21 protein-coding genes are annotated in these 23,878 nt (G+C 59.9%); 2 read left to right on the top strand and 19 right to left on the bottom strand.

Going from position 1 to position 23,878, the window contains the following annotated elements:
- Positions 1–113: 113 nt before the first annotated feature.
- The 14 genes from J7447_RS04405 to J7447_RS04340 all read right to left on the bottom strand — a co-directional run bounded on the left by J7447_RS04405 (position 114) and on the right by J7447_RS04340 (position 15,553).
- Positions 114–1,103 (bottom strand): LacI family DNA-binding transcriptional regulator, encoded by a 990-nt coding sequence (locus J7447_RS04405; protein ID WP_022997662.1) that lies wholly within the window; start codon positions 1,101–1,103, stop codon positions 114–116.
- Between the two features lie 80 nt (positions 1,104–1,183).
- Positions 1,184–2,110 (bottom strand): ribokinase, encoded by a 927-nt coding sequence (gene rbsK, locus J7447_RS04400; RefSeq protein WP_209168899.1) that lies wholly within the window; start codon positions 2,108–2,110, stop codon positions 1,184–1,186.
- Positions 2,107–2,517, bottom strand: coding sequence for a D-ribose pyranase (gene rbsD, locus J7447_RS04395; RefSeq protein WP_209168897.1), 411 nt, complete (start codon positions 2,515–2,517; stop codon positions 2,107–2,109). Before rbsD ends, rbsK begins: the two co-directional genes overlap by 4 nt.
- A complete protein-coding gene (locus tag J7447_RS04390) occupies positions 2,514–3,512 on the bottom strand; it encodes an ABC transporter permease (protein WP_062489262.1) in 999 nt (332 codons plus the stop codon). The genes rbsD and J7447_RS04390 overlap by 4 nt, the downstream gene beginning before the upstream one ends.
- A complete protein-coding gene (locus J7447_RS04385) occupies positions 3,509–5,077 on the bottom strand; it encodes a sugar ABC transporter ATP-binding protein (protein ID WP_209168894.1) in 1,569 nt (522 codons plus the stop codon). The genes J7447_RS04390 and J7447_RS04385 overlap by 4 nt, the downstream gene beginning before the upstream one ends.
- Positions 5,078–5,154: 77 nt before the next feature.
- On the bottom strand, positions 5,155–6,075 hold the full coding sequence (locus tag J7447_RS04380; RefSeq protein ID WP_022997667.1) for a sugar ABC transporter substrate-binding protein: 921 nt from the start codon (positions 6,073–6,075) through the stop codon (positions 5,155–5,157).
- A 410-nt stretch (positions 6,076–6,485) separates the two neighbouring features.
- A complete protein-coding gene (locus J7447_RS04375; protein ID WP_055659119.1) occupies positions 6,486–6,875 on the bottom strand; it encodes a GFA family protein in 390 nt (129 codons plus the stop codon).
- Between the two features lie 85 nt (positions 6,876–6,960).
- Positions 6,961–7,701, bottom strand: coding sequence for an SDR family oxidoreductase (locus J7447_RS04370; RefSeq protein WP_022997670.1), 741 nt, complete (start codon positions 7,699–7,701; stop codon positions 6,961–6,963).
- Between the two features lie 124 nt (positions 7,702–7,825).
- Positions 7,826–9,280 (bottom strand): aldehyde dehydrogenase family protein, encoded by a 1,455-nt coding sequence (locus J7447_RS04365; RefSeq protein WP_209168892.1) that lies wholly within the window; start codon positions 9,278–9,280, stop codon positions 7,826–7,828.
- Between the two features lie 11 nt (positions 9,281–9,291).
- Positions 9,292–10,881: a dipeptide ABC transporter ATP-binding protein gene (locus tag J7447_RS04360; RefSeq protein ID WP_209168890.1), complete on the bottom strand. Its 1,590-nt coding sequence runs from the start codon at positions 10,879–10,881 to the stop codon at positions 9,292–9,294.
- Positions 10,878–11,708, bottom strand: a complete 831-nt coding sequence (locus J7447_RS04355; RefSeq protein ID WP_022997673.1) for an ABC transporter permease — start codon at positions 11,706–11,708, stop codon at positions 10,878–10,880. Before J7447_RS04355 ends, J7447_RS04360 begins: the two co-directional genes overlap by 4 nt.
- Positions 11,708–12,655, bottom strand: coding sequence for an ABC transporter permease (locus J7447_RS04350; RefSeq protein WP_022997674.1), 948 nt, complete (start codon positions 12,653–12,655; stop codon positions 11,708–11,710). The genes J7447_RS04355 and J7447_RS04350 overlap by 1 nt, the downstream gene beginning before the upstream one ends.
- Positions 12,656–12,756: 101 nt before the next feature.
- The gene (locus J7447_RS04345; RefSeq protein ID WP_077290326.1) at positions 12,757–14,241 is read right to left on the bottom strand and encodes an ABC transporter substrate-binding protein; all 1,485 of its coding nucleotides are present in this window, start codon (positions 14,239–14,241) and stop codon (positions 12,757–12,759) included.
- Positions 14,228–15,553, bottom strand: coding sequence for an acetylornithine deacetylase/succinyl-diaminopimelate desuccinylase family protein (locus J7447_RS04340; RefSeq protein ID WP_168687865.1), 1,326 nt, complete (start codon positions 15,551–15,553; stop codon positions 14,228–14,230). Before J7447_RS04340 ends, J7447_RS04345 begins: the two co-directional genes overlap by 14 nt.
- An 86-nt stretch (positions 15,554–15,639) precedes the next feature.
- Between J7447_RS04340 and J7447_RS31220 the strand changes: the two genes are divergently transcribed.
- On the top strand, positions 15,640–16,179 hold the full coding sequence (locus J7447_RS31220) for a PAS and helix-turn-helix domain-containing protein (protein WP_055659566.1): 540 nt from the start codon (positions 15,640–15,642) through the stop codon (positions 16,177–16,179).
- Between the two features lie 22 nt (positions 16,180–16,201).
- Here the strand turns inward: J7447_RS31220 and J7447_RS04330 are convergent, their stop codons facing one another.
- The 4 genes from J7447_RS04330 to J7447_RS04315 form a co-directional block, all read right to left on the bottom strand.
- Positions 16,202–17,353, bottom strand: coding sequence for an ABC transporter permease (locus J7447_RS04330; protein WP_022997678.1), 1,152 nt, complete (start codon positions 17,351–17,353; stop codon positions 16,202–16,204).
- On the bottom strand, positions 17,350–18,273 hold the full coding sequence (locus tag J7447_RS04325) for an ABC transporter permease (RefSeq protein ID WP_022997679.1): 924 nt from the start codon (positions 18,271–18,273) through the stop codon (positions 17,350–17,352). The genes J7447_RS04330 and J7447_RS04325 overlap by 4 nt, the downstream gene beginning before the upstream one ends.
- 2 nt (positions 18,274–18,275) lie before the next feature.
- A complete protein-coding gene (locus J7447_RS04320; RefSeq protein WP_062489280.1) occupies positions 18,276–19,364 on the bottom strand; it encodes an ABC transporter ATP-binding protein in 1,089 nt (362 codons plus the stop codon).
- A 101-nt stretch (positions 19,365–19,465) separates the two neighbouring features.
- The gene (locus J7447_RS04315) at positions 19,466–20,605 is read right to left on the bottom strand and encodes a substrate-binding domain-containing protein (RefSeq protein WP_075282063.1); all 1,140 of its coding nucleotides are present in this window, start codon (positions 20,603–20,605) and stop codon (positions 19,466–19,468) included.
- A 261-nt stretch (positions 20,606–20,866) separates the two neighbouring features.
- Here J7447_RS04315 and J7447_RS04310 point away from each other — a divergent pair, with 261 nt between their 5' ends.
- Positions 20,867–22,348, top strand: a complete 1,482-nt coding sequence (locus tag J7447_RS04310; protein ID WP_209168888.1) for a PLP-dependent aminotransferase family protein — start codon at positions 20,867–20,869, stop codon at positions 22,346–22,348.
- Positions 22,349–22,388: 40 nt separating this feature from the next.
- Here J7447_RS04310 and J7447_RS04305 read toward each other — a convergent pair whose 3' ends face one another.
- Positions 22,389–23,732 carry an aminotransferase class III-fold pyridoxal phosphate-dependent enzyme gene (locus J7447_RS04305; RefSeq protein WP_286188921.1) on the bottom strand — a complete coding sequence of 448 codons (1,344 nt, stop codon included), beginning with the start codon at positions 23,730–23,732 and terminating at the stop codon, positions 22,389–22,391.
- Between the last annotated feature and the right edge of the window lie 146 nt (positions 23,733–23,878).

Below are 23,878 nucleotides of genomic sequence, written 5' to 3'. Positions count from 1 at the left end.
GGGAGATATTTATTTCAAGCCTAAAATTTCAAGCTTGAAATAAATGACGGTATCGATCTGCAAATCATCTTTTTTGTCAGGCTGGATACAGGTCCGGAACCGTTCAATGCGTCTCAGGAATTCGGGATATTGCCAGTCGATTCCCGCACCACAATCTCCCCGGCAATCGCTTCGTCGGCCGCAGCCTCCCCGGCAAAGATCCTTGCAACCGCTGACCCGGCCAGCTGTTCAATGGGCTGACGCAAGGTGGTGAGACGCGGGACCACGAGAGCTGCCAGTGCAATATCATCGAAGCCGGTGACGGAAAGATCCGCCGGAATGGCGATCTTCAGATCGCGGGCGCAGCGCAAGACACCGATGGCCTGCTGGTCACTTGCGGCGGCAATGGCTGTCGGGCGCGTTTCCCGGGAAGCGTCTTTCAGGATTGACCGGCCGATGTCTTCACCGCTGTCGTAATCAAAATGACCTTCGTGGACAGTAAGCGTGATCGGATCTTCCGGCGTTGACAGGGCCTTGATCCGGGCAACAAAGCCCTCCCGCCGCTGGCGGGCCACTTCCATGGATTGCGGGCCGGCGATATAGGCGATGCGGCGATGGCCGAGGCCGACGAGATGATCGGCGATTTTCGCCGACCCGTCGAAATGGTCAGTTGCGACCAGCGGATAGGGACCGAAACGGCGGTCGAGCGAAACGATCGGCACGTCGGCCTTGTGTGTCTGGCCACCGTCGGAGGTTGCCACCACGATGACCCCGCACACGGCCCTGTCCAGCAATGCCGCGATCTGGGTCTGTTCGGCTTCCGCATCGTCATGGGAATTTGCGAGCATCACGGAGTGGCCCCGCTTGGCGGCTTCCATTTCGATATTCTTGGCGAGCTGGGAAAAGAAAGGGTTGGTGATATCCGGCACCACGAGGCCGATCACGTCGATGCTGTTGGTGCGCAAAGCCCGGGCAGCCAGGTTGGGCTTGTAGTCCAGCTCCTTCATAGCCGCGAGCACACGCTCCTTCAGGGGCTGCTTGACCGACTCGTTTTTGGACAGAACGCGGGAGACAGTACCAACGGACACACCGGCTTTGCGTGCGACGTCTTTGATTGTTGGCATGTTTTGCGTTTCTCCCCGCGCCCCAGGCGATGCCCCCCTTGAACCATTCCTCGGTGATCTGATCAAGCAAATGAATGCATTCAGGCAATGCGTTGGGCGGGGAAAGCCTCCATCTCGTCCAGACGTGGCAACGATGTTGCCGCTCCCTTACGGGTTGTTGCCAGGGCCGCCGCCTGCATGGCGAACGAAAATGCATCCTCAATCGACTTGCCCGAGGCTATTCTTGCTGCAAAAGCACCGTTGAAACAGTCACCGGCGGCAACCGTATCGATGCTGCGAACCCTGGGCGCAGGCAAGGCGCCGGTACTGCCGTCGATTGACCAGGCAACTCCGTCTGCCCCCATGGTGACGACGGCCCCGCGCAAGCCCAAGCTGCGCAACGCACCTGCCGCCTCGCGGGCTTCGGCCAGTGTTTGCGGTTCTGTTCCCAACAGGCCGCCTGCCTCACCCGCATTTGGTGTCAGGATATCGAAGCTGGACAGAACTTCAGCGGGCCAGGCAGGGTCCGGCGCGGGTGCCGGATCCATGATGACCAGCGCACCCGCCTCACGGGCAATCCGCGCGGCGGCCAGCGATGTTTCCAGACCGATCTCGTTCTGCAGAAGCAGGACGCGGCTCTTGCGGAGGATATCTGCATATCTCGAGACATTTTCCGGTGACAGCCTGCCATTTGCACCGGCGGAGAGGCGGATAATGTTCTGCCCGTCAGGGCCGACATCAATGAAGGCAAGACCGGTTGCGGTGTTGGTCATTTCCTCCAGAAGGATCGCAACCCCTTCTGGCCGGAGGGCTGCGGCGGCTTCCGCGCCAAAGCCATCTTTGCCGACGGCACCGATGAAGTTGACACTGGCTCCCAGACGGGCGGCGGCGACAGCTTGGTTGGCCCCCTTCCCGCCCAGCGAGGTGACGGTTTCGCGAACGGAAATCGTCTCGCCAATTTTCGGCCAGCGGTCGAGATAGCTGGTGAGGTCGATATTGATGCTGCCGACAACGGTAACGGACGTCAAAACGCAACTCCGCTGATGAGAATGATGTTGGCGTAGGGGGTCACCTCGCCGGTGCGGATCACGGCCCTGGCCGTTTGCGTCCGGTGCTTGAAAGCCTCGTGCGTAAGCCTTGAAACGGTAATCGCCTTACCCGTCTCCTCCGCCCAGGAAGCCACTTCATGCTGCATCAACGAGGTCAGTTCCGCAGATGCCTCCTCTGCCCAGACGGCACCTTCAATGACGAGTTCGGACTTCAGTGCGGTCAGCAGTTCGCGAAAGCTCGGCACCCCTGCAGTGACGGCAAGGTCGATCACCTTCACACCGGCCGGGACAGGCAGACCGGCATCGGCAACAACGATTTCGTCCAGGTGCCCGAGAGAAGCAACAAGCGAACTCAGGTGGCGGTTCAAAAGGGCTGTGCGTTTCATTTGGATGCGTACTTTGCACGGTAGTAGTCGAGGATGACGGCAACGATGATGACGACACCGGTGATCATCTGGCGCATGAAATCGCTGAGGCCGATCAGGATGAGCCCGTTGGCGAGGACACCGATGATGAAGGCCCCCAGCAGCGTCCCGATGACCGATCCGCGCCCGCCGCTGAGACTGGTGCCGCCGATGATGACGGCAGCAATGGCATTGAGTTCAAAGCCGATGCCGGCAATCGGGCTGGAGATGTTGAGGCGTGCCATATAGACGACCGCGGCAATCCCGGCGGTCAGACCGCAGATGGTGAAGGCGGCGATCTTGTAGCGAGCCACCGAATGACCGGCCAGCCGGACGGCTTCCTCGTTGTTGCCGATACCGTAGATCAGACGGCCGAAGACCGTGAAGTTCAGCACGAACCAGGCAATGAACACCAGCACAAGCGCCACCAGGAACACTACCGGCACACCGTAAACCATGGCGGACCCGAATTCCTCGAACGCGAAGGGGAAGGAATAGATGGTCTGTGCCTCGGAAACCTGCAGCGCTGCGCCGCGGGCAATGTTCAGCATGCCGAGCGTTATGATGAAAGACGGCAGCGACCAGTAGGCACTGATGGCGCCGTTGAGAAAGCCGCAGAAGACGCCGGTCAGGGTGGCTGCGACCACGGCTAGCGCGATCGCCTCAGCCGGGCCAAAGCCGGGCAAGGTAATCGCCTTGCCGGCAACAACGGCGGCAAAGGCCATGACGGATCCGACAGACAGATCGATGCCGCCGATCAGGATCACGAAAGTCATGCCGACGGCCAGCACAAGGTTGATGGTGATCTGGGTCAGGATGTTGGTGATGTTGTTGGGCGTCAGAAAGTGCTCGGTGAAGAGCGAGAAAAAGACGATCAGCGCCAGCAGAGCCAGGCCGATGCCTGCGTTGTGCAACACCGTCCGGATGGAGAACTTCGGTGCGGCGGCGGCCGTTTCACTCAAGGTTTCGGTTGTCATTTGTCGTTTTCCCCGGCGCTCGGCGTTTGCCCGTAGGCCAGTTTCAGAATGTTTTCTTCAGAGAAATCCGGGCGTTTCACTTCGCCCTGGATCTCATGTTCGGCAAGCACCAGAATGCGATCGGCCAGTGTCATCAGCTCCGGCATTTCCGAAGAGACGACAAGCAAGGCAACCCCTTCTCGGGCCAGGTCTTTCAGAATGGCGTAGATTTCCGCCTTGGCGCCGACGTCCACACCGCGTGTCGGCTCGTCGAGCAGCAACACCTTCGGATTGCGCGCCAGCCATTTGGCCAGAACAACCTTCTGCTGGTTGCCGCCGGAAAGGCTCGAGGCAGGATCCGAGGCCCGTCCGTATTTGAGGGTCAGCCGGGCCGCGCTTGCGATAGCCTGGCGCGTTTCCTCGGCCAGCTTCAAAAGCCCTTTGCGCGAGACCGAGCCCATGTTGGCCAGCGATATGTTGGCAGCAATGGGCATGTCCAGAATGAGGCCTTCGTCCTTGCGATCTTCGGTGACGAAACCGATGCCCGCAGCAATGGCGTCACGCGGCCCCCTGAAGCGTACTTCCGCGCCATCACGGTAGATCTTGCCGGACTTGAGCGGATCGATCCCGAAGATGCCGCGCAGGATTTCGGTACGCCCTGCCCCGACAAGTCCGGATATCCCGACAATCTCGCCGTAACGCAAATCAAGCGAAAACCCGTTTGTCCCGGGATTTGCAACGGTAAGAAGGTCTTCCAGCCTCAGTGCGCTTGCGCCAAGCGCATGGCCATCGGGCTGTTCGTCCTGTTCGGCGGCAAGCTTGCGCCCCACCATCCGCTGCACAACACCTTCCGGAGTGGTCTCGCTGATCAGATCGGTCGCAATGGTCTTGCCGTTTCGAAACACGGTGACACGGTCACAGATGGCAAACACTTCATCGAGGTGGTGCGAGACGAATACCACGGTGACCCCGTCCGCCTTGATACCGGCAACGATGTCAAACAGGCGTCTGGTCTCGCGTTCCGTCAGGGTTGCGGTCGGCTCGTCCAGGATCAGGATCCGGCTTTTCGACTGCAACGCCCGGGCAATTTCGACCAGCTGGCGATGCGCAATTCCGAGAGAGCGGACTGGAGCGGTGACGTCCACATCCGTCAGTCCGATTGCATCCAGTGCCTTGCGCGCGCGCCGGTTCATTTCCTTGCGGTCCAACAGACCGAGGCTGTTCTTCGGCAGATGTTCTATGGAGATGTTTTCGGCGATGGTGAGGTGTTCAAGCAGGTTGAATTCCTGATGAACCACCTGAACGCCATGATCCTTGGCGCCATGCGGGCTCATGGGGCGGTAAGGTTCGCCAGCCAGGGCGATCTGACCCGCATCGTAGGGAAACACGCCAGAAAGGATCTTGATAAGGGTGGATTTGCCGGCGCCGTTTTCTCCGACGAGCGCATGAACCTCGCCTTCTTCCAGAGAGAAACTGACCCCGTCCAGTGCCTTGACGCCACCGAAATGCTTTTTCAGACCCTCGACCGTCAGGAAAGCACGGTCCGGTGCAGCGGCGGGCGCTGCGGCAAGCGATGCTGCTGCCATGGTGCGTCCAGTCGTTTTTTGATGGATAAACAGCTCCCGCCCTGAAGCTGACCGGGCGGGAGCGTTCTTGAGACTGCTTACTTCGCAGTCACCAATTCGATCGGCGTCTTGACCCAGCCCTGAAGCTGTTCACCGGTCGAAACGACGTCGAGCGCCATGTCGATGGCATTGGCCGCCATGTCGGTGCCGAACTGGTCGACGGTAGCCAGCATCCGGCCGTCTTCGATCATCGGGCCGACTGCAGGAATGTTGTCGAAACCAATGACTTCAATGTCGGTGCGGCCGGCGCTTTCCAGTGCCTTTACAACGCCAATCGCCATGGAGTCGTTGGCCGCCATCACGCCCTGAACGTCGGGATGCGCTGTCAGCATTGTGGCGAAGACCTGGTTGGCTTCTTCGGTTTCCCAATGCGCTGTCCGGCTGTCGAGCAGGTCCAGCTTGTACTCGGCAACAGAGTCTTCGAAGCCCAGGCGGCGCTGCGTGGCATTGTCCGCACCCGGGTTGCCCTCGATGATGACAACCTTTGCGCCCTCACCCAGCTTCTTGCCCAGTGCATCACCGGCAAGCTTGGCACCGCCGCGGTTGTCCGGACCGACGAACGCGAGTTCTACGCCCTGTTGCTTCTTGGCTTCCTCATCAAGCGCCACATCGAAGTTGACCACGACGATACCGGCTTCCATCGCCTTTTTCAGCGGACGGACCATGGCGCGACTGTCGGCGGGAGCGACAACGATGGCGTCCACACCCTGCGTGATGAAGTTTTCGACCGCATTGATCTGGGATTCAAAGTCGGTCTCGTTCTGCATGCCGACGGCCTTGAGCTCATAGTCGCCACGGCGCTTCTGGTGCTCCTCGGCACCAACCATCATGTTCTGAAAGAACTCGTTGGCCAGTGATTTCATGATCAGGCCCACCACCGGCTTGTCGTCGGCAAGAGCGGTTCCACCAAGCAAAGCGAGGCCGGTCGCTGCCGCAGCAGCGATTTTCAATAACTTCATGATTTTCCTCCCAAAAAGGCTGCACCTCTCACGCCATTCCAAGGGCGCTATCAGGCTGCACAATTGAAAGCACGGCCGAATTACAACGTCAATATGAAACGTTTCATTTTTTTGAATGCATTCATTTCATGCGTAGAAATAGCGAGTGATTTCAGGATCTTTCACCTGAATTTAAACGTGAAAAAATTTACTCGGGAACGTTATGGCGCAGCAAAAAGGGGGCCGAATCCAGCCCCCTGACTTCCTGCCTGACTGCAATGGCACAACCTGTTGCAGATGCACAAACCGGATGACAGAGCGCGCAGTCTTACAGGTTTCGAGGCGTCAGCGACCGGAACGCGAAGGCGTGATGCGCAATGCAGGGCCTACTCGCCATCCACTTGGCACCCGCGGCCCTGGTTTGACAGCCTCTACTCCTCGCGGCCCTCGTTTTCCCGATCGCGCTCGTAGTGTCTGGAAATCGGAAATTCCGGCAGCCAGGCTTCGCGGCGAATGGTCCAGAGTTCGTAGGTCGGGGTCATTTGGTCGGGTGCGTCCAGCGCTCCCAGATGCACCTCGGTTTCATCACCCGTTTGCGAAAAAACGGACGACCCGCACCGAGGACAGAAAAACCGCCCCCGATACGCGCCCGTTTCACCTTCGTGGCTTACGGCATCCTGCGGAAAGACAGCAGAGGCGTGGAAGAGCGCCCCGTGATGCTTGCGGCAGTCAAGACAATGGCAAAGGCCGACCCGATACGGTTCGCCTTCTGCCACGAACCGGACATTCCCGCACAGGCAGCCACCGGTGTATCGCTTCATGATCTCGTCGTCCTTCGGCCGTCTGGATGTCGCGCAAATCTGTTCGGACCTGTCGATACATGATCCGGCCAAGGCTGATCAATCCTCAGATGCAGCGGCCGCCGTCAACTTCCATCGCAACCCCGGTAATCATGCCCGCCTCATCCGAGCACAGGAAACAGGCCGCGTTGCCCATGTCTTCCGGTGTCGAAAAACGGCCGATGGGAATGGTAGAGAGGAACTTGGCACGCATCTCCGGCGTGTCTTCACCCATGAAGCTTTTCAGAAGCGGCGTTTCGCCGGCCACCGGGCAAATTGCATTGACCCGCACGCCCGACGGGGCGAGTTCGACCGCCATCGTCTTTGTCGCGGTGATCATCCACCCCTTGGATGCGTTGTACCAGTTGAGCCTGGGACGCGGGCTGAGGCCTGCTGTGGAAGCCACATTCAGGATCGCCCCCTTGCCGGCTTCCGTCATGGCCGGGACGAAGTGCTTCGCTGTCAGATAGACCGACTTGCAATTGACCGCGAGAACCCGGTCGAACTCTTCTTCCGTGACGTCCTGCATCAGTTTAGGCAGATGCGTGATACCGGCATTGTTGACCAGGATATCGACCCCGCCGAGCAGCGAGGAGGCAACATCGGCCAAGTGGCTGACGCTGTCATTGCTGGAGACATCCGTCTTGATGGCCAGTCCGCCAACTTCTGCGGCAATTTCCTCTGCAAGATCCAGGTTCAGGTCGGCGACCATAACCTTTGCGCCTTCTGCTGCGAACTTGCGCACGATGCCGGCACCAAAGCCCGAGGCCCCACCCGTGACAATCGCCTTCTTTCCTTCAAGTCTCATGCAAACCTCCCGATCTTGGTTCCTTGCTCTCCAGCGTCATCCCGGCTGAGCGAAGCGCGAGCCGGGATCGGGGAGCTACAATCAATTGTTCTTTGTACGCGCATCGAATTGAGCGTCGGGGCGTTCATCCGTGAAACGCCGCAACGGTCTTCAGCGTGGTGAAGCCGTAAAGCGCTTCGAACCCCTTTTCCCGGCCGTGACCGGACTTGCCCATACCGCCGAACGGCAACTCGACACCGCCACCGGCACCGTAGTTGTTGATGAAAACCTGGCCGGTCCGGATCTTTTTGGCGAGCCGCATCTGGCGGGCACCGTCGCGGGTCCACAGGCTCGCGACAAGGCCGTAGTCTGTGCCATTGGCAATCGAGATTGCTTCTTCCTCGTCGTCAAAGGGAATGATCACCTGCACCGGGCCGAAAATCTCGTCCCGTGCCAGCACGTGGGCGGGTGAAACGCCGGCAAAAAGGGTCGGGCAGACGTAGTTCCCGCCTTCCGGCGCATCCTGCAACACACCTTCCGCCACCTTTTGCAGGTCCGCCCCCCGCCCCAGAAAACCGGAGACTATGTCTTTCTGCTTGGCCGAGATCAGCGGTCCGACGTCGAGATCGTTCAGTGCAGGCCCGACCGTCAGCGACCCATAGCGAGCCGCCATGCGCTCGGTCACCTGATCGAGAACAGACCTGTGCACCAGAATGCGAGAGGAAGCCGAGCAGGTCTGCCCGGCGTTCTGGATGCCTGCGTTCACCAGGAATGGCAGGGCAGCATCCAGATCGGCATCCTCGAACACAAGCTGAGGCGACTTGCCGCCGAGCTCCAGCGTTACCGGCACGACATTCCGGGCTGCCGCCGTCTGCACCTGAACACCGGTTGCAACCGAACCGGTGAAAGAAATGTGATGGACACGCGGATGCGCGGTCAAGGCTGCACCGGCTTCCGACCCGAGACCCGGAACCACGTTTAGCGCACCGTCAGGCAAACCGGCCTGGCGGGCGAGATCGGCAAAGGCGAGCGCCGTCAGGCAGGCGTCTTCCGCCGGTTTCAGCACACAGGCATTTCCTGTTGCCAACGCCGCACCAACAGACCGGCCGATGATCTGCATCGGGTAGTTCCAGGGCACGATATGCCCGGTAACGCCATGCGGTTCGCGCAAGGTGTAGACCGTATACCCATCGAGATAGGGAATTGTCTCGCCATGGAGCTTGTCTGCAGCCCCGCCATAAAACTCCAGATATCGGGCAAGAGCGACAGCGTCTGCACGTGCCTGCTTCAGCGGCTTGCCGACGTCGATGGATTCGATCCGCGCCAGATGGTCGACCTTTTCCAGCACCAGCTCGCGCAGGCGAAACAGGAACCGGCCGCGCTCGGCGGCGTTGGTCCGCCCCCATTCGCCTGCCATGGCGGCTTCGGCCGCATCGACCGCTGCATCGATATCGGTCGCTCCACCGCGGGCAATCGCACCGATGCGAGCCCCGGTCGAAGGATCGTTGAGCGGCAGTTCTCCGCCTCCTGCCGGATCCACCCATTTTCCGCCGATCAGGCATTTGGCCGGATCGAACCAAAGGTCCAGTTCCTGGGTCATGGGTTCCTCCCCTAAAGGATGCCGGCCGGAAGGACCGGTGCGGCAGCAACAAGTTGTTGTGTATATGGATGGTTCGGCCGGTCGAAGACCGTGTCCGTCGGCCCTTGCTCGACAATCTTGCCGGATTTCATCACCAGCACCCGATCTGTTATCGAACGGACCACGCTGAGATCGTGGCTGATGAAGAGGTAGGTCAGGCCAAACCTGTCGGCCAGATCCGCCAGAAGGTCGAGCACCTGGGCGCGAACGGACACATCGAGCGCCGAAACTGCTTCGTCGAGAATGATCAGGTCCGGCTTGATGATGAGCGCACGTGCGATTGCGATGCGCTGACGCTGGCCGCCGGAGAATTCGTGTATGTACTTGTGGGCATCCGCCGCGCTCAGACCGACGCTTTCAAGAGCTTCGGCAATTGCCGCGTCTCGCTCCGCCCCTTTGGGCGGGTCAGAGAGCAGATGGAAAGGCTCCGTGATCAGCCTGTCCACCCGCCAGCGCGGATTAAAGCTTCCATAGGGGTCCTGAAAGACCACCTGCATGCGCCGGCGCACGATCTGGTTGGCGTGTTGATGGGTGAAGACAGGCAGGCCGTCGAACAGAATTTCGCCGCCCTGCACTTCTTCCAGACCCAGGATAGCCCGCGTCAGTGTGGACTTGCCGCAACCCGATTCACCCACAAGACCGAGGCTCTCGCCCTTGCGGATCTCGAAGCTGACGCCATCAACAGCACGAAACTGCGTGGTCTTGCCCCACCATCCGTGTGTATGTCCGGTATAATCGCGCACGACATCACGCACCTGCAGCAGGGGCTGCTCCAGCGTTTCGTTGCCGCGTTCGGGCACATGGGCGGAGGCTTCCAGCAACGCGCGCGAATAGGGATGCTGCAGATTGCCGAAGAGCGTCTTGGCCGGACCGCTTTCGACCACCTCGCCCTGACGCATGATCACCAGATCGTCGGCAAGGTCGGCCACGACCGCGAGGTCGTGGCTGATCAGCATCAGCCCCATGCCGTCCTCGGCGACGAGACGCTTCAGAAGTTCCAGGATCTGTGCCTGGGTCGTGACATCCAGAGCGGTGGTCGGTTCGTCGGCAATCAGCAGCTTGGGCTTGAGCGCAATGGCCATGGCGATGACCACTCTCTGGCGCTGACCGCCGGACAGTTCGTGCGGATACCGGCTTAACGGAAACCGTTCCTGCGGCAGTTCCGCGCGTTGCAGGGCATCCGCTGCGCGAACCATTGCTTCGGCTTTCGAAACGCGCTCGTGGATCAGGATTGTCTCGGCAACCTGGTCGCCGATGGTCTTCAGCGGATTGAGCGCGGTCATCGGCTCCTGGAAGACCATGCCGACGTCCCGCCCGCGCAGGCCACACATTTCAGCTTCGCCAAGCGACAGGATATCCTTGCCCGACAGATAGATCGAACCGGTGCAGGAAGCGCCGCCCGGCAACAGCTGCAGCACGGAAAAGGCTGTGATCGACTTGCCTGATCCACTCTCGCCGATCACCCCGAGAATACGGCCCGGCGCCACTTCCATTGAGACATTCCGGAGGATCTGAAGACCGTGAATGGAAAGCGACAGGTTCCTTATGGTCAGAAGGCTCATGTCCGGGCCCTCCTGAGTTTCGGATCGAGACTGTCCCGCAGGCCATCGCCAAGCAGGTTCAGTCCAAGGACCGTCAAAAGGATGGCAAGGCCCGGAAACAGCGCCAGATGAGGCGCGAGCGATATCATCGTCTGGCTGTCTGCCAGCATCCGCCCCCAACTGGCAGTCGGCGGCTGTGCTCCGAGGCCGACATAGCTGAGCCCCGCTTCGGCGAGAATGCCCAGAGAGAACTGGATCGTGCCCTGAACGATCAGGAGATTGGCGACGTTGGGCAGGATGTGTTCCAGCGAAATACGCGCCGAGCCTTTGCCCGCGACCCGCGCCGCCAGAATGTATTCCCGGTTCCAGAGCGACAGCGCGGCGCCCCGCGTCAGGCGGGCGAAGACCGGGATATTGAAGATGCCGATGGCGATGATGGCGTTGAGCGCCGACGCCCCGAAGACGGCAGTGATCATGACCGCGATCAGAAGGCTTGGAAACGCAAACACAAGGTCATTGGCGCGCATGATGATCTCGTCCATCAGGCCGCCTTTCCTGGCAGCTGCCGCAAGACCGAGCGGCACACCAACAGCCATGCCGATGCCGACAGCCACCAGGGCAACGGCAATGGACGTTCGTGCACCGACCATGATCATGCTGAGAATGTCCCGCCCGAACTGATCGGTACCGAAGGGGTGCAGCCAGCTTGGCGGCTTCATTCGGTTGGCGATATCCAGCACCGTCGTGTCATACGGAACCCATACGAGGCTGATAAGCGCGGCGGCCGTGAACAGAAGCGTCAGAATGGCGCCTGGCAGCAGTGTGCGGCTGTGGAACAGGACGCTCATCAACGTCGCCTCCGCAGTCTCGGATCGACCCAGGCGTAGGCCATGTCGACGGTGAAGTTGACGACGATGACCGCAAAGACCAGCAGCATCACGACGCTTTCGACCACGATCAGGTCGCGCGCGCTGATAGACTGAAAGACCAGCCTGCCGAGGCCCGGCAGGAAGAAGACGTTTTCAATGATGATTGCACCCGCCAGCAAGAAGGAGAATTGCAGCCCGAGGATCGTCAGCACCGGAATAAGGGCGTTGCGCACCGCATGACGCCAGAGTGCCTGTCCCTTGCTGAGACCCTTGGCACGGGCAGTGCGGATGAAGTCCTCTCCCAGCGTGTCCAGCAGGCTGGAGCGCATGACCCGTGTCAGGATGCTCGCCTGCGGCAGGGCCAGGGCGATGGCCGGCAGTGTCAGCGCTTTCATGGCAGCGAAGAATCCCGCGTCCCACCCGGGAAATCCGCCGGCAGAAAACCAGCGCAGATTGATGGCAAAAACCAGCACCATCAGCATCGCGAACCAGAAGTTGGGGATGGCGATGCCGAGCTGTGTCACGCCCATGACAGCGCCATCGGCGTGGGAGCCCCGGCGCGAGGCAGCCCAGATGCCGGCCGGAAAGGCGATCAAGGTGCTCAGCACCAGAGCATAGACCGCCAGCGGCAGAGACACCCAAAGCCTGTCGGCGATCATGCCTGCAACGGGCGTGCGATATGTGTAGGACGTGCCGAAATCGCCAACCAGAAGGCCACCCGCCCAGGCTGCATAGCGCTCTAGGATGCTGCCGCCAAGGCCCAGTTCCTCGCGCAGGGCTGCAAGCGTGTCTTCCTGGGCGTTGAGGCCAAGCATGTAGGACGCCGGATCACCCGGCACCACTTCCAGCGCCAGGAAGATTATCACCGACGCGGCCACGAGGCTGAGCCCCAGGGACAGAAGGCGTTTCAGGAAATATTGCAGCATGAACGCGTCGCGTGCCTATCGGCAGTCAGATACCGGCAAAAGGAAAGGAGTGAAGGTGGATGCCCGCACACCGGGCGCGAGCATCCGCTTTGCGGTATGGGTCAGTCTTCCCAATAGACCGCCGTCAGATCCGTTGCCTGGGTCGGCTGGTTTTCCCAGAGCCCCTTAATCTTGGCGTCGGCGATGGTCGGGAATGCGAGCTGGAACAGGTAGGTGTTGACGTAGTCCCTGGAGATCGTCTCCTGAGCCTGTTTCAGAAGGTCGGAGCGTTTTGCCGGATCGTTCTCCGCAGTCAGATCGGCAATGAGCTTCTGGAAGTCCGCATTGTCATACTGGAAATAGTAATCCGGCCGGGCATAGATGCCGATATCCATCGGCTCGGTATGGCTGACGATTGTCAGGCCGAAATCCTTGCCCTTGAAGACTTGCTCCAGCCACTGCGCCCATTCCAGGTTGGTGATTTCCGTTTCGATACCGACGGCACGGAGCTGAGCGGCGATGATCTCTCCGCCCCGGCGAGCATAGGATGGCGGCGGCAGCTTGAGTGTGGTGGTGAAACCATCCGCATAGCCGGCTTCGGCCAGCAGCTTCTTGGCGAGGTCCGGATCGTACTGGCTGCTCCCCGTCAGATCGACGTAGTCAGGGTTATGCGGCGCGAAATGCGTTCCGATCGGCGTGCCGTAGCCGAACATCGCGCCATCGATGATCGCCTGCCGGTCAACCGCGTGGGCAATCGCTTCGCGCACCTTGATGTTGTCGAGCGGCGGCAACTTGTTGTTAGCTGCAAGAATGGTCTCGCCTTCGGTCGAGCCGACCAGCACCTGGAAGCGGGCATCGGCCTCGAACTGCGGCAGGTTTTCCGGCGCCGGAAAACCGACGAAGGCGTTGACGTCTTCCGCCATCACGGCCGCGAAGGCAGCCGTCGGATCGGAAATGAACTTGAAGGTGACCTTGTCGAGCTTGGCCGGTTCACCCCAGTAGTCGGCGTTCTTTTCCAGATCGATCCGGTCGCCCTGTACCCAGTCGGTGAACTTGAACGCGCCCGTTCCAACCGGCTTGCTCTTGATATCGCCAATGGATTCCGGAGCGACAATAACCGCATCGCCCCAGGCCATGTTGAACAGGAAACTGCCGTTCGGCTCCTTGAGCGTTACCTTCACGGTCAGCGGATCAACGACTTCCACGCTCTCGATACCGGCAAACAACGCTTTCTGGGCGTTCTGACTGTCGTCTGCGCGGGCACGATCGAGGCTGAACTTGACGTCGTCTGCTGTCAGATCCGATCCATCGTGAAATTTCACGCCGTCGTGCAGCTTGAAGGTATAGGTCTTGCCGTCCTCGGAAATCTCCCAGCTTTCGGCCAGCCCGGGATTGACCGAACCATCCGGACCGAAGCGGGTCAGGCCTTCGAAGACGTTGGAGTAAAGGACAGAATCAATTGCGCCTGCAGCGGCACCAGTCGGGTCCAGATGTGGCGGTTCCAGTTGCATGGCAACCACGATATCGCTCTTTGCATGGGCCATTCCCATGCTCGCTGCCAGCGCCAAAGCACTGACCAGACCCAATCCAAACTTACGCAAACGCATGACTTCCCCCTTTATTGAGGCTGCTTTCGCAAGGCCTTGCCAACAGCTCGATCAGCGAACGGCCCATGACCTTCGCAGAATCGAGCATGTCATCCACTCCCACATATTCGTCCGGTTTATGTGCCAGATCCAGAATGCCCGGGCCATAGGCGATACAATTTTTCAGTTTGCCGATACGGTCGATATGCTTCTGGTCGTAGGTACCCGGGCTGACGACATATTCAGCTTCACGGCCCATGGTTTCGGCAATGGCCTTGGCGACGGTCCGCACGACGGGCGCATCCTTTTCGGTCATGGTGGGCAGCACCCTGTGCAGTTCCCGCAAGTCGTAGCGGAACTTGTCGCGCCGTCCTTCAACCGTCCTCAGAACTTCCAGGACTTCCGCCTGCACGTCGTCGATGTTCTCTTCCAGCAGGAACCGGCGATCGATCACCATCCGGCAACTGTCCGGCACGCAGGGGCTCGGAAGACCCGTGAAATCCGCATCGCCTTCCGATTGACCACCGTGGATGGAATTGATGTTGAGCGTCGACTGTTTCGCGCCTTCCGGCACCACCGGCATTTCGGTGCGCTTTTGCGCGAGCGCCGGAAACAGGCTCTGCTCCATCTCATCGATCACCGCTCCCATGTGCCGGACGGCACAATCGCCGAGGAACGGCATCGAGCCATGTGCGATCTCTCCGAATGTCTCCAGCTCGGCCCACCACACTCCTCGGTGTCCAAGGCAGATCCGGTCCTTGTTCAGCGGCTCGGGAATGATGACATGCTGAACCCGGTCCGGACTGAAATAGCCCTTGCCTGCAAGATAGGCGACGCCGCCGTAGCCCCCCGATTCCTCGTCGGCCGTTCCGCTGATCTCGATAGCTCCGGCAAAGTCCGGACAGACTGCAAGGAATGCCTCGGCTGCAACGATGCTGGCGGCAAGGCCGCCCTTCATGTCGCAGGCGCCTCGGCCGTAAATCTTGCCGTCGACAAGTTCCCCGCCGAACGGATCCTTTGTCCAGCCGTGGCCGACGTCGACAACGTCGATATGACTGTTGAAGTGCACGCATTCGCCTGGCCGGTCGCCATCCCGACGCGCGACGATATTCCAGCGCGGATACTTGTCGCTGTCGCCGGGTGTTCCATGCGCCCGGATCAGTTCGATGTCGAAGCCGGACCTGGACAGTCGCTTCTGCAGATAATCGCAGATATCGCGGTAGTTCTCGCCGGGCGGGTTGAGCGTGGGAATGCGCAGAAGGTCCTGGGTCAACGCGATCAGATCCTCGCGCCTTCCGTCGATCTCCCGGATCAGGTCGTCTGCTAGCGCCATCCCGTCTCAGCCTCCCCTTGGTAAAAGCAACGAGAACTATGCTACCGTCAAACTACGGTGCCAATACCGTAGGAACACGGTGAAACATGACAGACCTCGACCAACTGGCCTTCGAAAACGCGCCCATGGGTTTGGCGCTGACCGAAAACCGTATCATTCGTGCCTGCAATCAGACATTCCTTGAGATGTTCGGGTTCAAGAAGTCTCAGCTGATCGGGCAGAGTTTCCGGCTGCTCTACGGCACGGATCAGGAATTTCACCAGATCCGCGACATTGGCCTGGAGCCCTTGCGACGGTCCCTGCCCTACACGGACGAGCGGTTGATGCGCCGGTCCGATGGAACGCCAATCTGGTGCCGGTTTCGGGCGCGAACGCTGACGCCGGAAACACCGCTGGCACGGATCGTCCTGAGTTTCGCCCTGATCGACAATGCTGCTGCCGGGCCGAAGCTGACACCGCGCGAACGCGATGTCCTGCTGCTTCTTTCCCAGGGACAGACCAGCAAGGAAATGGGCCGTGTCCTGAGCCTGTCTCCAAGAACCGTTGAGGATGTGCGCGCGCGGCTGTTGAAGAAGTTTCAGGTCAAAAGCGTTGCCGTGCTGCTGTCCCGGCTTTCCGGACAATAGACGGCACGCTTCTGTTCACTTGTTACTCGCCTGGTTTCAAACCATTGGGCTTGAAGGCCCCGCCGAAGGGCGACGGATTGGCTTTCACCGGCGCTTCAACCGGCGCCGTGGACGCAGGTGCCTGGTTCTGCTGTTGCGCTTCCATCTTCCGGCGCTGCTCCTCCAGAAGTTCCTGCTGACGCGCGCGCTTGTCATCGAGGATCTGCTGTTTGCAAACGCCAGCATCGTGCTGCGAACCCTGATAGGTGGCAAAGCCTGCAACACCCAGAAGGATCACGAAGATCGTCAGCGGGTGGACGAGCGTTCGCAGAACCGGATTGCCGTAAATGCGGGAACGCGCAGCAGTGCCGGTCCGCATCACTTCCTTCCGCCGCATGTGGGCTTCGTGGACCACTGCCCCGATCAGCGTAATACCGATGATGATGACCGCGAGCGCCGACAAGGAAGGGTCTGTCCCATGACGGACCTTGGAAGCCAGTGCCGTGGTGAACGTATTGCCGGAGAGGATCGTGAAGACGGTGGTGTTGTAGTTCTCGAAGGACGCCAGGAAGGTCAGGAACGCGGCAGAGCCGATGGCAGGCCACAGGAACGGCAACAGGATCTTGCGGAAGGCCTGTCCCGGCGTCGCGCCGAGGTCGAGCGCGGCTTCCGTAAGGATCGGATCGAAGCGCTGCAGTCTTGCGAGAAACACCAGCATCGCATAGGCGGAAATGAAGGTGACCTGACCGGCAAGCGTCAGAAACATGCCGTTGTAGAAGATCGAACCGTAGTCCGCCCCGACGGACCTGCCGAAAGCGCCCCAGAAGACGATGGTCGAGATGCCGAGAACGACGCCCGGAATGAGGATAGGCGTGATCAGCACCGTGTAGAGCGCCGCCCGCAGGCGCGGTCCGAGCTCCGATAGCGCAAGCGCTCCCGCCAGCCCGATCGGCACGGCAATGACCACCACACTGATGGCGATCACCAAGCTGTTGGCCAGCCCGCTCATAAGACGGTCATTGGCGAAGAGGACGCCAAACCAATCCGTCGTGAAGCATTCCCATGGCGTGATCCGCGGGAAAGAGGACGAATTGAACGCCGTGATCACCATGATGATCAGCGGCCCGAACAGGAAGGTGAAGAAAAGCAGGGAGAAGCCTGCCGCGACCACGCCGCCGCCTGTGCCCCGGTTCATCGGCCGATCTCCCCGATGGAGACCTTGAAGATCCGCATCAGCATCATGACGAAGGAGATGCAGACAATGAGCAGGATCACCGCATAGGCCGAACCGCGTTGCCAGTTGGCGCTCTCGTTGAACCACTGGTAGATGAGTTGGGTGAACCAGAGATTGGAAGGACCGCCGAGGATCTGGGGTGCTGCAAGCGCCCCTGCCGTCAGCATGAACACCATGGTTGCCCCGGAGGCGATGCCCGGCTTGGCAACCGGCAGCACCACCCGCCAATGCACCCGCCACCAGCTTGCGCCCATGTCCCTTGCCGCTTCGATCTGGTTGCGGTCGAGCGCCTCGACGGCATTGAAGATCGGGAACACCATCAGAAGGATGTAGGCGTAGGTCAGCCCGGAATAGAGCGCGACGTCAGCCCGGATGAAATCGACAGGCTGATCCCACAGACCCACCGACATGCCGATGCCGTTGATAAGGCCCGTTGAGCCGAACAGGACACGAAAGGCGAAGGCACGCAGGATCTCGTTGACCCAGAAAGGCACGATCAGGCCGATGACCATCATCCGCGCCGCCACGCCAGTGGCCGAATGAGCGAGAATGAAGGCGATGGGGTAGCAAAGCAGAATGTCGATACAAGTGACGAACACCGCCGCAATCAGGGTCTTGAACAGGATACCGATATCGAGCGTGTTGACCGTGCCGTCATTGCCTTGGAAAAAATAAGAGTAGTTTTCAAGAGTATAGACATCTTGCGGTCCACCGACTTCAGCTGCCGGCAGGTTGAACCGGAAGGAATAGTCGAGCATTGCCACCTGCGGCAGCGTGATCAGGCAGATGACCCAGAAGAGGACCGCCACGGCGACGAACGATGCAGCGCCAAGACCATGCTTGCCGGAAATTTCCCTGAATACGTTTTGAAGCGCTTTCATCCTCACGCTCCCGCAAGTGCGCCATGCGGCAGGACGATTGCCTGCTCAGGCGTGAAGCCGAGCGATACAGCACCACCGGAGAGATTGTCCGGCGCACCGCCGAGGTTGACCCGGGTGAGCCGAAGCTGGACACCGTTCGCTTCCAGGAACATCTGCCGCGAATTGCCCTCGAACTCTTCCTTCACCCAGTTTGCTGTCAGGCTGTTGGGGGCGCCTTCGCCAAGGCTCAGTTGCTCAGGCCGAATGAACAGGATGCAGTCTTCGCCCGCCTTGTATTGGCGCCCACCTGCTGCCCTTCCCTGCAGGCGGCCGAGTGGTGTTTCAACGGAAACCAGCGCTTCCGACTGCTGGGCAACCTTGCCTTCGATGGCATTGGTCTCGCCCACGAATGAGGCGACAAACGAAGTCTTCGGCCGATTGTAGATGGTTTCCGGCGGGTCGACCTGCTCGATAACGCCGGAGTTCATGACCGCGACACGGTCCGACATCGTCAGGGCCTCACCCTGATCGTGGGTGATATAGATAAAGGTCAGTCCGACGCGCTGCTGGATCGCGCGCAATTCGGTGCGCATGTGGTGGCGCAGCTTCAGATCGAGCGCGGACAGCGGCTCATCAAGAAGCAGAATATCCGGCTCGACCGCCAGCGCACGGGCAATCGCCACGCGTTGTCTCTGACCGCCGGAAAGTTCGTGCACCTTTTTGTCGCCGACACCGGGAAGCGCGATCATGTCCAGAAGTTCGTCTGCCCGCTTGCGCCGGTCCTTGCGGCCGATGCCCCGGACCTCCAGTGGAAAGGCGATGTTGTCGGCAACGCTCATGAGCGGAAAGAGAGCAAGGTTCTGGAAGATCAGCGCTGTCGGGCGCTTGTTCGGGCCGATGCCCTTCATATCCTGTCCGCCGATCAGCACCCGGCCTTCGGACGGATCGGAGAAGCCGGAAATACACCGCAGCAAGGTGGTCTTGCCGCAGCCGGACGGCCCGAGGAAGGAGAAGAACTCGCCGCCCTTGATGACGAGATGTGCATTGTCGACCGCGGTATAGGCCCCAAAACGAATGGAAACGTGATCCAGAACAATATCTTTTGTGGCCATGGCGCTCTCAGAAGGACGGCGGGAAAGGGAGACGGAAAAAGGGCGGCCAGGCGCCGGACGCATTGCACCCGGCACCCGCCATTCAGAAAGCCGGAGAGGCCTTAAGCGGACAGGAACTTGTTGGTGTATTCGGTCCGTTTTTCCGAATACCACGGGGCTTCCGCCGGCCAGGCGTTCAGGTTGTCCAGCGCTTCACCCGGGTAAGCATCGGCAAAGTTCTTGGCATAGATTTCGCCGCCGAATTCGGCCGCGCCGATTACCGGTGAATTGTAGCCGTGGGTCTTGATGGCTTCGCCGGCGAGCTTGGCGTCATAAGCCGTCTCGATGAAGGCGTAGATCTGGTCGATGTTCTTCGCACCGGTCGGCATGGCTAGCCCATCAACCCAGGCCATCGCACCTTCCTTCGGCGCCCGGTACATGACCGGCTCACCTGCCGTTTTCAGGGCAAGCGGAGGTCCGTCCCAGGTCTGGCCGACGATCACACCTTCGTTCAGGAGACCGTTCTTCTGGGTATCCGCATCGTTCCAGATCAGCTTGATGTTCGGTTTCTTGGCGATGGCGGCCTCAACGACCTTGGTCCAGACCTCGTCCATCTTTTCCGGGCTCTCGTAAGCAGCCCACATGGAACCCGGCTCCAGTTCGCCGCGGCCTTCGAGGCCGAGACCGAGGCCAAGCAGCATGGAATGTCCACGGCCCATTGTCTTACCGGCATTGGCTTCATCCCAGACATCGTAATAGCTCGGGAATTCGCCGCCCGGAACAAAGGCGTCCGTCCGCCAGGCAATGCCTTCCGTGCCCCAGATATGCGGCAGCCAGAAGACGCCCTTGCCGTCGAAGTTCCAGTGGGTTTCGCCAAGCGCCATTGAAGGGTTGACCTTGTCGAGCGCGACCTTCGACATGTCGAACGGCTGCAAGAGGCCAAGTTCTGCCCACAGAAGGTTGCGGTTCACGGTCGGTGAAACGATGTCGAAGCCTTCGCCGTTGGTGGCCTTCAGCTTGTTGATGATCTCTTCATTGGAGCCGATGCCGGTGAAGTTGATCTTGATGCCGGTCTTGTCCGTGAAGCCGTTGACGAAGCTTTCCGGCAGATAGTCCGACCACATCATGATGTTGATTTCACCGGACGAGGCCAGCACGCTGGAGCTGACGATTGCCGGCATGGACAGCCCTGCGCCTGCCGCGGCTGCGGTTTTCAGGAAATCGCGCCGCGTTGCGGATGCTCCCTTTTTAAAACTGATCATGACTTCCCCTTCACTGTTGGTCTCACCAAACTGTTCCTCGTTCTGGCGCGTTACAGGCCGCATTTTTTTGGAAAGGGTCGCATTGCCCGGACGATCCTGCGCCGCGTTGCAAGAAAGGATATTGCGGTGCAATATTCACCCTTAGAGCCAGAGAGTGAAAACTATGGAGCCAGAGGAATTGCCGGGCTTTGCAGGTTCGGGAAACAGCTTCAAACTGCCGCCTTCGGGCCAACCGAATTCAGGGACGACCAAAAAGTTCAAATGCTTGCCACCTATTTCGACACGCCCTTCGATCCGGGCAGACGATTGCAGCACCAGATTCAGGAACGGCTTATAGAGGCCATTCTGGACGGCGTGTGGCCCCTGCACGAACCGCTGCCGGCAACCCGTGTCTTTTCCAGCGAGATAAAGGTGTCCAGAAACACGGTCGCCATCGTCTATGAGAGACTGGTTGAGGACGGTTATCTTAAATCGGTCAGCCGGCGCGGGTATTTCATCAACGAACGGCACATCCGCGAGCAGCTCAACATCCGGGTGGATGATCACGCCAAGGACATCCTGCCCACTGCGGAGCACCCGTTCAATCCGCAAGCCTTTCTGACCTACAGCTACGCGGCCCAGGAAAACATTTCAAAACCGGCCGACTGGCAGTCCTATCCCTACCCTTTCATCTATGGCCAGCTTGCTCCGGACAAGACATCCGTCGCGCGCTGGCGTGATTGTGTCCGGTTGGCAGGCACTGCCCAGCACGCCCCGACCTGGATCGGCGATCTGGTCGATCAGGACGACCCGATGCTGGTCAACCAGATCATCCGCCGGATGCTGCCGCAACGGGGCTTCCGGGCAGAGCCGGACGAGATTCTGGTAACCGTCGGCGCCCAGAATGCCCTCTTCCTGGTGGCACAGCTCTTTTGCCGGCCCGGGGTCAGGACGGACATGGAAGAACCCGGCTATGTGGACACCCGCAACATCTTCCAATCCTTTGGGGCAGAGCTGAAGTATCACCCGGTCGATTCAAACGGCATGCGGGTTGGAGACGAATTGAAGGGGGCACGACTTGTTTATGCGACACCTGGCCATCAGTCCCCAACCAACGTCACCATGTCGATAGAGCGGCGTCTGCGGCTGCTGGCCCATGCCGAAACGCATGATTTCATCGTCCTGGAAGACGACTATGAGCATGAGCTGAATTTCATCGGCGCACAAAAACCGTCCTTGCGCAGTTTCGACCGTACCGGACGTGTCATCCACGTTGCCAGTCTTTCCAAGGCCCTGTTTCCGGGATTGCGGCTCGGTTTCATCGCTGCGGACAGGCGCATTATCAGAGAGCTTCGGGCACTCAGACGCTTGATGTATCGGCACCCCTCAGCACTCGACCAGCGGGCGATGGCGATCTTTCTGTCCGAGGGCCATTATGATTCCCATATCCGACGTCAGCGAAAGGTGCTGTCGCAGAAATGGAAGAAGATCTTCAGGCTCATCGAAACGCATCTGCCGACCTGTCAGGCAACGGTCACGACGGGCGGGTCAGGCGTGTGGATCAGGCTACCGGAGAGTATCCGCGCTGCGGAACTGCAATCGAGAGCCGCGCGGCAAGGTCTGCTGATCGAGGCAGGAGATGACCGGTATTTCTCCCCGAATAGTCCTCGAAACCGGATCCGCCTGGGCTTCGGTGCAATTTCTGAAGAAAAGATGGAGCCGGGCATCAAGCTGCTCGGACAACTTCTGGCGGACAGCAGGTAGCGACCCCGGCTCAAAGCCGGGATACCCCGTGACTGGCAGCTTACAGCTCTGCCTTGCCCAAGACCTTCTGGAGGACATCGATCATCATCGAGAGATCTTCTTCCGATGTAGTGAGTGCCGGGGCGAAGATCAGCGCATCGCCGGTTGCTTTGACATGCAGGCCTTCGTCGAACAGCTTCCGCTGCACCAGAGATCCCTTTGCTCCCGGCGTTTCGCCCGGTGTCAGCTGAATACCGGACATCATGCCGTGACCTCGCAGGTCGTGGACATGAGGCAGATTGCGAAGGCTGAAAACGCCATCGAGGAATGTTGACGAGAGGCTTGCCGCCCTCTCGAAAAGACCTTCGGTCCTGTAGATGCCAAGTGTTGCCAAAGCCGCGGCGCAGGCAACCGGATGGGCGGAGTAGGTATAACCGTGCATCAGTTCCGGCCGATCCGCGGTGATGGAATCAATGACGGCCTTCTGGATTTCCGTCTTCACCGCGACAGCGCTCATGGGGATCGCACCGTTGGTAATCGCCTTCGCCATCGTCATGACATCCGGTGTGACACCGAATTCCTGGGCCGCGAAGGCCGAGCCCGTCCGGCCGAAACCTGTGATGACCTCGTCAAACACGAGCAGAATGCCGAATTTATCGGCGATCTCGCGCAGCTTCTGCAAGTACCCGACGGGCGGCACGATAGTGCCGATAGAACCCGCTATCGGCTCGACGAAGACCGCGGCAATGGTCTCGCCACCGTAGGTCTTGCAGATCTCTTCCAGATCTTCGGCAATCCACGCTCCGTCTTGCGGTTGCCCCCTCGTGAAGCGTTGATCCTCGTTCCAGGTGTGGCGCATGTGAACGACGTCGCAAGTAACGCCGGAAAAGTCCCGCCGGTTGTTGACCATGCCCGCCAGTGACGTGCCGCCAAGGTTGACCCCGTGATAGGCCCAGGCGCGCGAAACAAAACGGGTGCGCTGAGGCTCGCCTTTGGCCTTGTGATAGGCAAGGCAGATCTTGATGGCGGAATCGACTGCCTCAGACCCGGAAGACCCGAAAAAGATGCGGTCGAGACCTTCCGGCAGAATTCCGCTGAGCGCCTCGGCAAGTTCGAAGGAAATCGGCGCCGCGCGCTGAAAGTGCGGGGAATAATCCAGAACCTGAAGCTGCTTGTAGACGGCTTCGGCAATCTCCTTGCGGCCATGCCCCGCTGCACAGGTGAACAGGCCTGAAGATCCGTCCAGGATTTCCCGCCCCTCAGGCGTCCAATACCGCACGCCCTCTGCCCGCGCGAACATCTGCGGTTCCTTGTGGAAGAGACGGTTGTTGGTGAACGGAAGCCAGTGGTGATCCATGTTGATCGGCATCTGGGTCATGGCGCAGGGTCCTTCAGATCGGAGCATTCCCATCACTCCTAGGACCAGTCGCAAACCCGCCGTAGAGCCAGCGCTTGAATTCATAGGAGCCAGAGGCCCAAAGCCCGCTTTTGGCGTTGTGCTGGCGGGGCAGCTGCCTATGGTCCGGTCAAGCGACTGTTTCAGATACTTCG

The organism is Labrenzia sp. R5_0, from assembly GCF_017743835.1.
GTDB lineage: Bacteria > Pseudomonadota > Alphaproteobacteria > Rhizobiales > Stappiaceae > Roseibium > Roseibium algicola.
This window is presented reverse-complemented; position numbering and strand designations above follow the sequence as displayed.